Consider the following 15,121-nt stretch of genomic DNA (forward strand, 5'->3'; position numbering starts at 1 on the left):
CTGTTTAAAAAGAACTCTTAGACTACCATTTAGGGAGAATCTGCTAAGCAATATTTACTACTACGCAACCACCAAAGCCACCTTTCTCTATTAGCTCATGTGAAGCAGCCATCTCTTCGAATGGCAAACTATGAGCAATACGGTGAGAGAAAAGCTGTTTTGATAAAACCGTATCAATATCAGAGATTGCTTGCTGTTTAGCTTCTTCAGGGATTGCGTAAACGATAACCATACGTATGGTAAGATCCATGAACATCATGCGTTTAAAAGGCAATTGTGGCTCAGGGACTACCATAGAGGAGTAAGTCGCAATGGTGCCGCCAACCGCAATACAATCTAAAACTTGTGGTAAATTTTGACCAAACTCAACCTCTACCACGCGATCTACTTTTTTACCCCCTGTTGCCTCCAGTACGTGTTGAGCCCAATTAATTTCCCGGTGATTTACTACATGATCCGCACCCATCTCCAGGCAAAGGGCTTTATCTGAGTCGTTACTGGCCGTCGCTACGACAGTAGCACCACCGTATTTAGCCCATTGAATAGCATAATACCCCACACGGCCAGCGCCTCCTGTTACTAGTATGATTTTGCCTTCAACTGGACCATCGGCGAATACACAGCGGTGTGCGGTCATTACCGGAATACCTAGTACCGCGCCAACCTCAAAGGAGGCTTTATCTGCCAGTTTAGGGGCACGGCTTGCATCAATAGCAATATATTCAGCGGCTGTTCCAAAACGTCGGCCAAATTGAGCTTGATATAGCCATACACGCTCGCCAACTCTCCCTGGGTCTACACCTTCACCGACTGCTTCAATCATTCCTGCGCCATCACTGTGAGGAACGACCAAACCATCATCGAGCAAGTCAGGAAATGCCCCAGCACGTTTTTTAGTATCAGAAGGGTTAACTCCGGTTGTTTTGATTTTGACTAATACTTCGCCGGCTTTCGGGGTGGGCTTTTCAAGATCTCCTAAAACTATGGTTTCAGCTGGTGCTCCAAATGTTTTAAACCATGCGGCTTTCATAATTACTCCTAAATTTTATAAATTATTCGACAGGCTTTCAGTATGCCCGTCTAATCCAATTGCTTGGCCAGAAATACATGCCCCGAGTGGTGACGCTAAAAACGCGATAGTATTGGCGATATCTTCTGGTCCAACAAATAATCTCATTGAGCTTTGCATTTGGTAAATTTCACGAATTTCATCACTGCTAACTCCTCGCTCTGCTGCGTCCCTCTCTATAACGCCATCTATCCTTGAGCCTTTTACACTCCCGGGACATATGGCATTTACGCGAATGTTATCTGGGCCCAACTCCATTGCCCAGGTTTTGGTTAAGCCAATAAGCGCCCATTTGCAAGCCGTATAAGGGGAGCGTAACGGAAACCCGAAAAATGCAGCATTTGAGGAAATATTGATAATACTCCCTCCTTGCGGGTTATGTTTTAAAAGTGGTACAGCAAGCTTCGTAAAATAAAACTGCGCATGTAAATCAACTTCAACCGTCGCCTGCCAATCTGTGGGGTCGATGTCTTCGACTTTTGCTGTCGGGCCAGCAATACCAGCATTGTTAACTAATAAATCTAATTTACCATAGAGATCTCTTAACTCATTGTAAACCTGGTTAACCTGTTGATAATCTGACACATCGCACAACGAGGCAGATGCACTAGGGTTTGCCTCAATAAAATCTGAAATGGCTTTTTCTGAGATGTCGCAAACGTGAACATTTGCTCCTAGTGCCAGCAAATGTTCAGCAATCACTTTACCGATACCGCTTGCGCCAGCGGAAATCAAAGCAACAAAATTATCGCTTAATGTGATAATGGGCTTTGTCATTATCTATCCTTATCCTAAATCGCTTAAATTGATGGTTTATTCAAAAAGGTAACTGAACGATACTCCTATCGTTCTTGGACGATTGACAGTTATAGTAGAGTCCCAACTTGCGATTCCTTTTGATAACTCCGCACGCTCATCGGTTAGATTTCTGACGTAAATGGAGGCTGTCCAACTACCAGCTTCAATACCTGCAGAAAAATTTGTAATACTATACGCTGCTAGATCTTCACGTTGGTCAGTGTCAAAATCGCCTCCTGAATATTTGAATATGTCGCTTTGGCGTTCGCCAACATACGAGTAGGTTGCTTGAATGTATCCATCGTAAGTCATCACAGGCACATAATATCGGGCAGAGATGTTGCCTTTAAATTCAGGAACGTTTGGTAACTCAGTACCTTCTGGCGAAAAATTATTGCCAACGGTTAGGTCTTCTGCCAATTCAGCTTGGTTGTAACTTGCGGCAGCACTGAGTCGAAGATTAGCTGTTAACATATATGTTAAATCTGATTCTATGCCGATAATAGAAGACTCGGTGACGTTTATTGTCAGGCCGACCGGAGAGCCAAACGAGGCATCATAGCGAGTCAACTGCATATCGTCCCAACTCATTGCGTAGATGGCACCATTGAATCGCAGATTTTGATCTTCAGACATGGTTTTCCAACCAAGCTCAATATTTTCGACAAAATCAGCTTTATAGGTACGAGGAACTACCTCTGTCTCATCACGGTTAATACCGCCGGGGCGATAACCTTCTGACCATGTTAAATAAATGAGTTGATTGTCAGTAAGTTGGTAACTGGTATTGGCTTTAAATATAGAGCCACTATCGTCAACATCTGTATCTACATCGATAATTGGAAACCCTGGGGCTATCACACCATATCCAGATGTACCTGATAATTTACTTTCATTTTCAAAATATCGTCCACCTAAAGTCAGAGATAGTTTTTCGTTTAGATCGTAGGTAAATTCGCCGAAAACTGCAGATTGATTGTCTTCTCGTTTTTGATCGGTAAGATACCAAAGATCTGGAACGCCAAACTGTTCAAAGTCAGGGCCTTTCGCGATACCTTCCATTACCCACTCCTGTCTGTAATCATGGCTCGAGCTCTCATGATATAGGCCTATGGTAAATTGAAAGTTCGAATCGCTGATGCTTTGTAATCGCAGCTCGTGAGTATCGCGCTCGTATTTATTGTCATCGTTATAGGCGATCATCATATTGGTGCAGTCGGCTGTTGCACTGCCATAGTATTCACAGCCGTAATACTGTATCCAGCTCGTGGAGTAATAATCGGTATAATCGGAATAATCACTGTTAAATTGAACATCGCGTTCCATGAGGGAGCCGGCATACACAAGTTCGGTATCCCCCAAGTCTCCGGTAATGGTCAAAGATGCTTGAGTAAATTCGTCATCCATTGTCTCTGGATTGAATCGTTGCACTTCTAAATCGCCAACTTCTCCGTTTGGTGCATCAGGGTCGTGATACCACACGCCATTTGTTTCTTGTTTTTGATATATAGCTGTCAGTACAGCTTCCCAGTCATTATTTATTTCAGTTTTTAAACTAGCCCTTAATCCCGAATTATCAAGCGTATTAAAGTCTTCCTCTACGAAGCGTTCATTGGTGTTTTCAACAAAAGATAATTCTCCACCATTAGTAAATAACGCAGACGTATGGGTACCGGCAACATTATCAATATAACCACCGTCATATTTATTCCAACCAACAACTCTTATCGCAGTATTGTCCGTTAGTGGTAAATTGACGAAACCTTCAATGGTATGGCTAGGTTCGCCCTCTTTAGTTGTACTAAAATCAACATTAACGCCAGATTCGAATGCGTCGACGTCTGGTTTATTGGTAATTATGCGCAGAGTCCCTGATTGTGAACTTGCCCCAAATAGTGTGCTTTGAGGACCAGCTAAAGCCTCTATTCGCTCAATATCATAAATATGTAAATCTAAGTTTCTACCAATCGCTGTAACAGGCTGTTCATCGAGATAGATTGCTACACTCGGTTGAGAGCCTGAAGCATTGCCGTCACCGCCATCAGCAGCACCACGCATGTATACCTGAGCTTGACCAGGACCTGCACTGGTAAATGATAAGCTGGGTAGTAACAACGCATAGTCTTCAAAGTTTTCAATGCCTTGCTCTTCAAGGTCTGAACTCGATAACGCTTGAACACTGCTTGGAACATTTTGAATATTCTCAACGCGTTTTCGAGAGGTAACTTCAATGATTTCAATCCCTGAAACATCTTTTGCTTTATTCTCTTGTTGTTGAGCATGCGCATTAGGGGTAAAAATTGTCGTCGATAAAATGGAGCCAGCTATGACTGAACCGTAAAGCGCATGATTAATGGCTAATGAAATTTTGGTTTTGTTTTGAACTATTGAGGTTGCTCTTTTCATAAACCTTCCCCGTTTTATAATTTTTTATTTATTCTTATGGCGCGGCAACCTTCACTTGAAGTGTTAGCTAACCGGTTTATTTTTGGTTTTTTACTAAAAAGCTGTTTCAGACTATCAAGCGATTAAAGTGAAGTTCAAACGAGTTATTGTTAACTACTGTTTAGAAAATCTAAACAGTAGTGTGAATACTATATGGAGAGTAATATGGATAAGTGATGTTGATATGGTTGCCAGGCGTCAAGTCCCTTAGTATTAATAGGCTGACGAACCTGTTCTGCGCTTGCTGTTGCAACAGCACGATCATTTTTGTGAAAATCTAGACAATTAACTTCAAAATCAAGATTAAGAAATCCTAATAGTTTCCGAATTTGTTGCTCGGTTTGATGGATAACCTTTTCATATTGGATGGTGATAATGTCGTCTGGAAAGCAGTTTTTCCAAAACTCCATTTGCAACAAATAGTGTTGATAGTAATGTTGAATATCTTTCAAGTCGTAGCTGAAGTTTTGTCCCGTGGCGAAAAGCTGTTTATAGCAACTGAAGCCGGAAGCGACAGGGTTTCTTCTCGCATCTATTATTTTAGCATTCGGTAAAATGGTTTTAATTAAACCTATGTGCTGGAAATTATTTGGCATTTTATCGATAAAATACGGAGCGTCGTTACGCAAATGAGCACTGCTATTTATATATTCTTGGCCTAATAACCACTTTTCTCGTTCCGTTAATTTAGCAAGCGATTGGGGATACTCATCATTATCTTGCTTTTTCTTTCTATTACCTAATTTTCGAGTGAGTGAAATTATGTCTGCTAATTCTTTAGTTCCGTCGACTTGACTATGAGTTGCAAGGATTTGCTCTAACAACGTCGAACCTGAACGAGGGAGACCAACAATAAATATTGGCGTGGTTTTATGTGGTTTGCTGCGCTTTAAGGTTGAAATCGCAGATATTTTTTCTTGATTAAAATAAGCTTTGTTTCGTTGACCCAGCTGTTCTAACTCCTTTCTATCATAAGGCTCAAGTTCACTTTTTATTTGGTTACCGATTTGATAATAATGAAATGACTCATCAATTTTCTTTTTCGATTCTAATGCTTTTGCAAGTGCAAAACATATTTGTGCGAGATTTTCATTTTGATGTGGATGACACCGTGCGTAGCTTTGATGCATTTGAGTGACTTGTTCGTCATTAAATTCATACGTCTTTAGATTCGCTAAGCTCCAGTATGCGTCGCCATAATCCGGTTTAAATTTCAATGCGTTAAGGTAAGCACTAACGCACTTTTGCTTTTCCCCTGTGGTTTTATATGTATGACCTAATGATGCCCATAACTCGGGTTGATTAGGCTGTGCTTTTAATAACTCTTTGTATAAAGAAACGGATTCCTTATAACGGCCTAACTTCACCAATGTAGCAGCTTTAATTGTTAGTATTGGAGGGTGATTTGGTTGCTGTTTTTCCAGCAATTGAATTTGATTTAGGGCTTCTTTGTTTCGCTCTCGCTTGGTCAGTACATGAGCGTAATTAAGGCGAGCTAAACTATATTTAGGTGCTAAAGATAGCGCTTTTTCAAACAAACGTTGGGCGTCGTCGAAAACCCCTAAATTTAATGCGATTTCACCTAGCAGTCTTAGGGCGCTTACATCATTTGGATGTTTATTCAGGTGCTGTCTGACTGCTTTTTCGCTCGATAAAAAATCCTGTTTAAAAAACTGCTTTAGTGCTTCACCTAATATTGGAGAGCTGGCGGATAATACCAAATGTTTTTTAAAAGCGCTGTCGGCTGAAGCATGATTATTTAACTTATATTCACTTTGACTTATATGAAACCAAATCTGCGAATTGTTAGGAAAGTACTGGATACTGTTTTTACACAATTCCATGGTAGTTTTAACGGAATTAAGTTGGCTCGAAATGTTTGCTCGAACTACGTGAGCTAATTCGATGTTGGGATTTAATTTAATAACTTTGGTGATTGAATCAAATGCGATTTCAAGTTTTTTAAGTTGTTGAGCCGCTATCGCAACCAGAAGATGAGAGTCCGTTGAATTAGGTGAGCTTGCTACTGCGGCTAGGCCAATATTGTATGCTTCTCGCGATTCCCCGCTCGCCAAGAGTTTTTGCCCTTGTTGAATTAAATGCATGATATCAGGTTCTGTCATATTAAATTTATTATTGTTTTTGATGATATTGACAGTGTTATTACCATTTGACAAATCGAAGTTATCTAATTAACTTGAGTTTTATTCAAGTAGAATTGAGTAAATAATAATGAGAAAAATACCCCCACTTAATTCTCTAAAAAGTTTTGAGGCTGCAGCGAGGCAAGGTTCTTTTAATGGCGCTGCTGATGAACTCTGTGTTTCTGTTTCTGCAATTAGCCATCAAATAAAACAATTAGAGGCTTATGTGGGCGTTGATCTGTTTAGTCGTAAAAACCGAAATATTGAGTTAACAGATGCTGGCATAAAATATTATCCGGTCTTAAGGGAAGCATTTGATTTGCTCGCTTATGGTACGGAAAAGCTGCTGAAGCCACAGGATTCAAAAACGCTCACAATTCAGCTATATTCCACTATTGCAATTCGTTGGTTAATCCCAAAGTTACCAGATTTTCAGAGGCGCTATCCGGAAATAAATGTCAGGTTACATACATCTCATGAAGATGTTGATTTCTCTCATAGTGATGTTGATGCATGTATAAAAATTGGTTCGGCAAGGGAGGCTGAGCTAGATTATAGCTATTTATTTACTTCAGAGTTATTTCCTGTTTGTAGCCCTGGTTACCTGCAAAAATTTCCGGCTCAACTTACTATTGATAACCTTAAAGATGCGTCGTTACTGCAGGTTCACCCGTCAAAACATGACTGGTTGTTCTGGTTGAAAAATGCCAAACTTGAGAATGTTGACCCTGATTCAGGATTGCAGTTTGATAGTTATGATCATGCGTTATCGACTGCATTACAAGGGTTTGGAATTGCTATTGGTATGCAGCCTTACCTGCTGACTGAGTTAGCAAGCGGCATGTTAATTGAGCCATTTCCTGAACTACGCTGTTCCCACCTATACAGTTGGTACTTTGTTTGTAGAAAAGAGAAGTCACATTTAAAAAAAATCAAAGTATTTCAATCTTGGTTAATCAAGCAAATTGAAGAAAGTGGCGACCTATCAAGGCTAAGAAAGTAATTTCAACATCTTGTTTTTTTTAGTTTGTTTAGTTTTTCTAAACAACCCCTTCAAATTTATCAATTGTTTTCTTTAGTCAAAACTTCATAGTAAGCCTTATTTGGAATTAAAAAAGCAAGGTGTTTATGGCTGGGTTTGACAAAGTTGTCACCGATTACTCGCAAGCAATGAGCGGTCTGGAAGACGATATGGTTGTAATTTCCGGTGGCTTTGGGATTTGCGGCATTCCCGAGGGATTGATCAGCGAGATCAAACGTAAAGGCACTAAAGGATTAACCGTCGTGTCCAATAATTGCGGTATCGATGGCTTTGGCCTAGGCATTTTACTCAAAGATAAACAAATTAAAAAAATGATCTCATCTTACGTCGGTGAAAATGCGCTGTTTGAGAAACAGCTGTTAGATGGGGAACTAGAGGTAGAGCTAACACCGCAAGGAACATTAGCCGAAAAAATGAGAGCTGGCGGCGCTGGAATTCCAGCATTTTATACAGCAACTGGTTATGGCACCTTAGTGGGTGAAGGTAAAGAAACTAAATGTTTCAATGGAAAAAATTATATTCTTGAGCAAAGCATTGTTGGTGACTTTGCCATTATCAAAGCGTGGAAAGCTGATCGCTATGGCAACTGCATTTATCGTCACACCGCGCAAAATTTCAATCCTATGGCCGCAACCGCCGCTAAGATCACCGTTGTCGAAGCCGAAGAAATCGTTGAGCCTGGCGAGCTAGAACCCTCCATCATTCATACTCCGGGAATATACGTAGATCGCGTTATAAAAGGTGATTTTGAAAAACGTATCGAAAAAATAACATTAAGCAACTAAAGGTAAATTTATGGCATTAACAAGAAAACAAATTGCTATGCGTGTTGCGAAAGAGTTTAACGACGGTGATTACATCAATTTGGGAATAGGTATTCCGACACTTGCTGCTAACTATATACCTGATGGTGTAGAAGTGATGTTGCAATCTGAAAATGGGTTGCTAGGAATGGGGCCATACCCAGATAAAGACAATGTCGATGCAGATATGATAAACGCCGGTAAAGAAACCGTCACCGCTGCCACTGGAGCGGCTATTTTTAGTTCTGCACAATCTTTTGCCATGATTCGTGGTGGTCATGTTGATGTAACCGTGCTTGGCGCTTTCGAAGTCGATCAACAAGGAAATATCGCATCATACATGATCCCTGGGAAGTTAGTTAAAGGTATGGGAGGTGCTATGGATTTAGTTGCTGGCGCTGAAAATATTATCGTCACAATGACACATGCAAGCAAGGACGGAGAGTCTAAATTAATGGCTAAATGCTCGCTACCTTTAACAGGCGTTAACTGTATCACCAAAGTTATTACCGATTTGGCTTACCTTGAAATTGCCAATGGAGAGTTTGTTCTAAGAGAGAGAGCTCCTGGCGTTTCAGTTGAAGAGATAGTCGCCAAAACCGCGGGCACACTTGTCGTTCCGGGAGACATCCCTGAAATGTTATTCGATTGAACGGAAACGATAATGAAACGCTTAACTATTTTACTTACATTTTTAATCGCACAATTTAATACACTTAGCCTTAACGCAAAGCAATCAGAATACTGGCAAGATTTAAGTATTTATAAAGTTAACACAGAGCTACCTCGCGCAACTTTCATTCCATTTGATAGTGCTGATAAACTCAAAGCCGATAACTATAGTCACTCACCTTATTACAGATTATTAAACGATAACTGGAAGTTTTTATGGTCAGCTAATCCAGCTGCGGTGCCGGACAACTTTTACGCAATAGAGTTTGAAGACTTGTCTTGGGATCAACTCCCAGTGCCAAGCAATTGGCAAATGCACGGCTATGATTATCCAATATATAGCAATATCAAATATCCTTTTCCTAAAAATCCGCCTTATGTACCAAGCGATGATAATCCTACCGGGGTTTACCGGAAAACGTTCCAAATACCGCCAGAATGGGAAAATAAACAAGTATTTATTCACTTTGGAGCAGTAAATTCAGCATTTTATTTATACGTAAATGGGCAACAAGTGGGTTACAGTGAAGGGTCTAAGACTCCAGCAGAATTTAATATCACAGAGTATTTGCAACCCGACGAGAATTTATTGGCGGTAAAAGTGATTCGATTTAGTGACGGTAGTTACTTAGAAGATCAGGATTTTTGGCGAGTATCCGGAATTGAACGTGACGTATTTTTGTTTACTACGCCAAATGCATACTTGAGGGACTTCTTTGCAAAAACAACCCTATCAGATAATTATCAAAATGGTCAGCTGGATTTATCACTTGCTTTTGAAAACAATGACGCACTGGCTAAGCAGTTAACTGTTGATATTGAATTAAGCGAGGCTGAGACTAGTAAACCTGTCGTAAAAGATAGACGTACAGTCACAATCTTGTCCAATCAGCAACATGAGATAAATACGAAGCTGACTGTTAAGCATGTCAATGCCTGGTCGGCAGAAACGCCTAGTCTCTATCAGCTTTCACTGAAAATAAGTTATCAAGATGGCACTCCGTCTCAATATATCGGTGAACAGATCGGATTTAAAAAAGTCGAGCTTAGCGATGGTCAACTTTTGTTAAATGGTAAAGCTCTATTATTGAAAGGCGTTAATCGTCATGAACACAACGAGCGCACAGCACACGTAGTGAGTAAAGAAGACATGCTTGCTGACGTTAAAATGTTTAAAGAAAATAATATTAATGCTGTTCGCACGTCTCATTACCCGAATGACCCGTACTTTTACCACCTAGCTGATAAATATGGTTTATATGTAATAAATGAGGCCAACATAGAGTCGCACGGGTTTTATTATGAGCCAGAGGATACACCTGCAAATAAACCTGAATTTGAAGCGATGCATTTAGCTCGAATACAGCAAATGGTCGAGCGCGATAAAAACCATCCATCGATAACTTTTTGGTCGATGGGAAACGAAGCGGGTGATGGCTTAACCTTTGTAAAAGGTTACGATTGGCTAAAACAACGAGACGACTCTCGATTAACAATCTACGAAAGAGCCGAACAGAAATCCATTTACACTAAAGACACTCGACCTCATCAAGATGCCGTCACATGGATGTATGCATCAATGGACTGGATTAAGCAACAATATTTGGGACATTATCCCAATCGACCATTTTTCTGGATAGAGTATTCCCATGCGATGGGGAACTCTAGTGGCAACTTTAAAGACTACTGGGACACTGTTCGCAATGAAAGACAGTTGCAAGGCGGCTTTATATGGGACTGGATGGATCAAGGCTTAATCACACAAAACCATAATGGAGAAGAGTTTTGGGGATATGGTGGAGACTTTGAACCTGAAGGCGTGCATCACGATAATAACTTTTGCTTAAACGGGTTAGTAAATCCGGATAGGACGCCTCATCCAGCACTTTTTGAAGTTAAAAAGGTTTACCAAGACTTTCACTTTGCTAAACAATCAAAGTCGACGTTCAGTATTTATAATGAACGTTTCTTTGCTGATTCATCTGATGTGAGCATCAAATGGCGCCTTATTGAAGATGGCAAAGTGATTAAAGAAGGTATCGTCAACAAAGAAGTTCGAGCTCAAAGCACTGCATTGATAGATTTAGCCAGTCAATTACCAAAGTTTAAAAAGGGCAAAGAGTATTTCATTAATTTCTATGCTTATGCCAAAGAAGGGTTACCGATAATCGATGCAGGCCACTTACTTTCAAGTGAGCAAATTCAATTACAAAAGGGTGAATTGAATAAGCTTACTACAGAAAATAAAGCCGGAATATCAATTGTTCGCGAGCGTGAGCAGACCGTTATTGACGCGGGAGAAACGTTAATAACGTTTGATCGATTAGGTTACCTATCTGGTTATCAGGTGAGAGAAACTCAACTAATCAAACAACCTCTTAAGTTTAATTTGTGGCGAGCGCCGACAGACAATGATTTTGGAGGAGATGAAAATGCCTACGTAATTAAGGCGCAGCCCTGGAAAAGAGCAACTTATAATCAAAAAGCGCTTGGTATAAGAGTCATTTCGCACACGGACAAACTTCTTGTACTCGAACAACAAGTGGAATTGCAAGAAGTGGATTCAACGGTGAGCTACCGTTATAACATCAGCAGCGATGGTGTCATTAAAGTTGATGTGGCATTTTCCTTTCATGGTGACCGAACTAAAAATTCATTTAGTTCGATACCGCGCATCGGTAGCAATTTTCAATTGCTGAGTGAATTTGACAATGTCACCTATTATGGCCGGGGCCCGCATGAGAATTATTGGGATCGCAAAAGCTCATCATTTGTAGGGCTTTATCAGGGCAAAGTTGAAGATCTGGCATTTAACTATATTCGCCCTCAGGAAAACGGCAACCGCAGTGATATACGCTGGGCTTCTTTCGTGAATAATGATGGCTTCGGCGTAAAAATATCCGGCCTCCCGACGTTTGATTTTAGCGCACATCATCAACCATTACAGGACTTTGACCCAGGCATTAAAAAAGCCCAGCGTCACTATATTGATATTGTGAAAAAAGACTTAGTTAGTGTGAATGTGGATTATAAGCAAACGGGGGTCGGTGGCGACAATAGCTGGGGCGCAACCGCATGGGAAAAATATCAATTGATGCCAAAAGATTATCAATACTCATTCTTACTGAGTCCTATTGTTCAACAGTCAGTTTCAATCGGAAAGACAGTCAGGATAGGTACTCATAACGATCTATAGTGGCCAATTAAAAAAGTGAAATAATTAAAAATAATATTAAGAGGTTAATGTGAAGTTAGAAGTATTGGATATAGGTGTTTTTATCGCCTACGTCATGGGGTTGCTGATTCTCGCCCTGTGGATATCAAGAGAGGACAAGCAAGGAGGGAAAAATACTGAAGACTACTTTCTCGCTTCTAAGGCTCTCCCCTGGTGGGCAATCGGTGCTTCTCTCATTGCATCAAATATATCAGCGGAACAGATTATTGGCATGTCAGGCTCTGGTTATGCAATTGGTTTGGCAATTGCGTCTTATGAATGGATGGCCGCTATCACGCTAATTATTGTCGGTAAATATATGTTACCGATATTTCTAAAAAATGGCATTTATACGATGCCACAATATTTAGAGCAGCGCTTTGATCACAAAGTTAAAACAACGTTAGCTTTATTTTGGTTGGGGGTTTATATCTTTGTTAATTTGACCGCAGTATTGTGGCTAGGTGGGTTAGCAATTGAAACGGTAGCGGGTGTTGACTGGATGTTTGGGATGATATTCCTCGCTGTATTTTCAATCGCTTATTCACTATATGGTGGTTTAAAAGCCGTAGCATACACAGACATATTGCAAGTAGTACTATTGGTATTTGGGGGGCTGTTCTTAAGTTATCTAGCATTGGATGCCGTTTCAGGTGGTCAAGGAGTCTTAGCTGGTTTTGGTGTGCTATCTGACCAAGCGCCAAACCACTTTGATATGATCTTGTCGCCAGAGAATTCTCATTATATGAGCCTGCCAGGTATTTCGGTATTGATAGGTGGTATGTGGGTTATGAATTTTAGTTATTGGGGCTTTAATCAATACATAATTCAACGAGCATTGGCGGCTAAAGATGTAAAAGAAGCACAGAAAGGCATTGCATTTGCGGCATATCTCAAGCTGCTAATGCCACTTATTGTGGTATTGCCAGGAATCGCGGCGGTCATTTTATACCCCGAACTGTCAGCACCTGATCAAGCTTACCCTTCGATGATGTCGTTAATGCCTGTAGGGATAAAAGGGTTAGTATTTGCAGCACTAATCGCAGCTATTGTTTCATCGCTAGCATCGATGACTAATAGTATATCGACAATCTTTACGATGGATATTTATGCGCGCTTAAAACCTGCGCAAACTGAACGTCACTACGTACATGTCGGACGTATTGCAGCGTTAGTATCATTGTCAATAGCACTTGTTGTGGCAGAACCTCTGCTAGGTAAATTTGATCAGGCATTTCAATACATTCAGGAGTTTACCGGATTTTTCACTCCGGGGATTGTAGTTATTTTTGTTATGGGAATGTTTTGGAGCAAGGCTAGCTCTAGTGGTGCACTAGCAGCAGCGATTGGTTCGGCACTATTTTCACTCGCATTGAAGTTTTTATGGCCGCAGTTACCGTTTATGGATCGAGTTGGTTTGGTATTTTTATTGTGTTTAGGCGTATGTGTTGCTGTTTCGTTATTAACGCCGTCCCCTTCAAGTAATTCGAGTGTGAAATTAGAAGACGTGAACTTCGACACTAGTAAAGGGTTTAATATCGCCTCGCTTGGTGTTGTTTTGATTCTAATCGCCTTATATGCAACTTGGTGGTAAACATACCAAAAAATAAAATTTGCATAGCATGAGGCTATACATACTATGCATCTGTTCTACGTATAAGCTGGAATTCTGACCTATACAGCCTTGTACATAAGTCTGAAGGGTAGCGACGTAATTTGTTCAGTTTAAATTTCGTGTAGTTCTGATTAAAAGGCTAGACTAAAGCATATATTTACGCCAAAAATAAATTGTTTATATTCCACTCTGACAGTTCATTCAATAATTGATTCAACCCAAACTCTAAAGCTTCGCCGTATTAAACCCAGAAATGCTACAATTTTTTGGATCACGCTAAGAACGAAAATCTATCCCCATACAATTACGCCCCTACCTTCCGAAAACGGAGAACTCAAACCAGAAGACTTTTTGCTTTACTCTAGTGAGGTAGTAATGTGGCCTAAATCACTATGCCACTACACTCCAAACTGGCTGACATACTCATTCCAAGAACCGATAAGTGAGGGGGTATTTACAGGGCCTCTGAAGGCTTTTCCAATAAAGGCTGCCGTTGATGTGGAGACACCCTCGATTGGTCTAGAGCCACTTGGGGTTTCTTCTAGATATACACCGGGACGTAAATGATTAGGCATATTGAATTTCCAATTTCACTAACAGTATATTGATTCTATTTTAATCATAGTTTAATGTCTTCTTTCTTTATTGCTCGAGAACTACCAAGAGATTTTCCATGGGTCTTTCGAACCAAACTACGCTTTTAAACGCTGACATTTGACTAATTTTCATTTTAGAACTTCTCTAATGAAAATGGTTATCTAACTACAATATGTTGTACCCAGCCCCTTACGCTTTGAGGCCCCCCAAAGGCCTCCATTCGAACCATTTTTCTCGCTTTTCAATGGAGCAAGATTGTTTAAGAATTCTCAACTGTTATACTAATCAGAAGGTTACAGAGTTGTTATGTTTAGCTAAGCGTTGTTAAATGTAGTTATCATTTTTCAAAATCCGTTGCCTTTGCGGGCGTGCCGGTTCAAGTCCGGCTTCCGGTACCAATCTCGATCTCGATAGAGAGAGAACTTTAAACCTAGCATTGCTAGGTTTTTTTGTATCCAGGCGTTACCCATTTTCTCCTTTCAATCTTTATACCATCATATCTGGCGTGGCCCGCGGTAAATCTATCCGTGTTCAGCATACGCTGTCTTGATAGTCATCGTGAGAATGGCATTGCGTGCAACATTCACGCCCCATGGTTGTTATACCAATCACATTAAGTTTGTGCACAACTCAGAGTTAGGGCAAAGGTTCAGTTACCACATAGATTTTATTGATATAGTCATTCTATATTAATGAAATATAGGGCCGTAAATGGACCTTAA

At 40.4% G+C, this 15,121-nt stretch carries 9 protein-coding genes; 5 read left to right on the forward strand and 4 right to left on the reverse strand.

The annotated features are described in order from the left end of the window. Positions 1-43: 43 nt before the first annotated feature. The 4 genes from ACHUFQ_RS14260 to ACHUFQ_RS14275 form a co-directional block, all read right to left on the reverse strand. On the reverse strand, positions 44-1,030 hold the full coding sequence (locus tag ACHUFQ_RS14260; RefSeq protein ID WP_143579683.1) for an NADPH:quinone reductase: 987 nt from the start codon (positions 1,028-1,030) through the stop codon (positions 44-46). Between the two features lie 15 nt (positions 1,031-1,045). Beyond that, positions 1,046-1,846, reverse strand: a complete 801-nt coding sequence (locus ACHUFQ_RS14265) for an SDR family oxidoreductase (protein ID WP_394176517.1) — start codon at positions 1,844-1,846, stop codon at positions 1,046-1,048. A 36-nt stretch (positions 1,847-1,882) separates the two neighbouring features. Then, complete coding sequence (locus ACHUFQ_RS14270; protein WP_394176518.1) at positions 1,883-4,273, reverse strand: TonB-dependent receptor; 2,391 nt, start codon at positions 4,271-4,273, stop codon at positions 1,883-1,885. Positions 4,274-4,461: 188 nt separating this feature from the next. Further along, the gene (locus ACHUFQ_RS14275; RefSeq protein ID WP_394176519.1) at positions 4,462-6,435 is read right to left on the reverse strand and encodes a tetratricopeptide repeat-containing sulfotransferase family protein; all 1,974 of its coding nucleotides are present in this window, start codon (positions 6,433-6,435) and stop codon (positions 4,462-4,464) included. A gap of 109 nt (positions 6,436-6,544) precedes the next feature. Between ACHUFQ_RS14275 and gcvA the strand changes: the two genes are divergently transcribed. From gcvA to ACHUFQ_RS14300, 5 genes are all read left to right on the forward strand, one after another. Then, on the forward strand, positions 6,545-7,459 hold the full coding sequence (gcvA, locus tag ACHUFQ_RS14280; protein ID WP_394176520.1) for a transcriptional regulator GcvA: 915 nt from the start codon (positions 6,545-6,547) through the stop codon (positions 7,457-7,459). Positions 7,460-7,584: 125 nt separating this feature from the next. Beyond that, complete coding sequence (locus ACHUFQ_RS14285) at positions 7,585-8,283, forward strand: CoA transferase subunit A (RefSeq protein ID WP_394176521.1); 699 nt, start codon at positions 7,585-7,587, stop codon at positions 8,281-8,283. A gap of 10 nt (positions 8,284-8,293) precedes the next feature. After that, entirely contained in the window at positions 8,294-8,953 is a 660-nt protein-coding gene (locus ACHUFQ_RS14290) for a 3-oxoacid CoA-transferase subunit B (RefSeq protein WP_394176522.1), read from the forward strand. Between the two features lie 12 nt (positions 8,954-8,965). Beyond that, positions 8,966-12,169 carry a glycoside hydrolase family 2 TIM barrel-domain containing protein gene (locus tag ACHUFQ_RS14295; RefSeq protein WP_394176523.1) on the forward strand — a complete coding sequence of 1,068 codons (3,204 nt, stop codon included), beginning with the start codon at positions 8,966-8,968 and terminating at the stop codon, positions 12,167-12,169. A gap of 49 nt (positions 12,170-12,218) precedes the next feature. Continuing rightward, positions 12,219-13,781: a sodium/sugar symporter gene (locus ACHUFQ_RS14300; RefSeq protein ID WP_394176524.1), complete on the forward strand. Its 1,563-nt coding sequence runs from the start codon at positions 12,219-12,221 to the stop codon at positions 13,779-13,781. Positions 13,782-15,121 lie beyond the last annotated feature (1,340 nt).

The sequence above is a fragment of the Thalassotalea litorea genome (assembly GCF_043642205.1).
GTDB lineage: Bacteria > Pseudomonadota > Gammaproteobacteria > Enterobacterales > Alteromonadaceae > Thalassotalea_A > Thalassotalea_A litorea.

What these genes read in the sequence shown, in the direction of transcription:
- ACHUFQ_RS14260 (WP_143579683.1), bottom strand. Translation starts at nt 1,030, where the DNA reads ATGAAAGCCGCATGGTTTAAAACATTTGGAGCACCAGCTGAAACCATA.
- ACHUFQ_RS14265 (WP_394176517.1), bottom strand. Translation starts at nt 1,846, where the DNA reads ATGACAAAGCCCATTATCACATTAAGCGATAATTTTGTTGCTTTGATT.
- ACHUFQ_RS14270 (WP_394176518.1), bottom strand. Translation starts at nt 4,273, where the DNA reads ATGAAAAGAGCAACCTCAATAGTTCAAAACAAAACCAAAATTTCATTA.
- ACHUFQ_RS14275 (WP_394176519.1), bottom strand. Translation starts at nt 6,435, where the DNA reads ATGACAGAACCTGATATCATGCATTTAATTCAACAAGGGCAAAAACTC.
- gcvA (WP_394176520.1), top strand. Translation starts at nt 6,545, where the DNA reads ATGAGAAAAATACCCCCACTTAATTCTCTAAAAAGTTTTGAGGCTGCA.
- ACHUFQ_RS14285 (WP_394176521.1), top strand. Translation starts at nt 7,585, where the DNA reads ATGGCTGGGTTTGACAAAGTTGTCACCGATTACTCGCAAGCAATGAGC.
- ACHUFQ_RS14290 (WP_394176522.1), top strand. Translation starts at nt 8,294, where the DNA reads ATGGCATTAACAAGAAAACAAATTGCTATGCGTGTTGCGAAAGAGTTT.
- ACHUFQ_RS14295 (WP_394176523.1), top strand. Translation starts at nt 8,966, where the DNA reads ATGAAACGCTTAACTATTTTACTTACATTTTTAATCGCACAATTTAAT.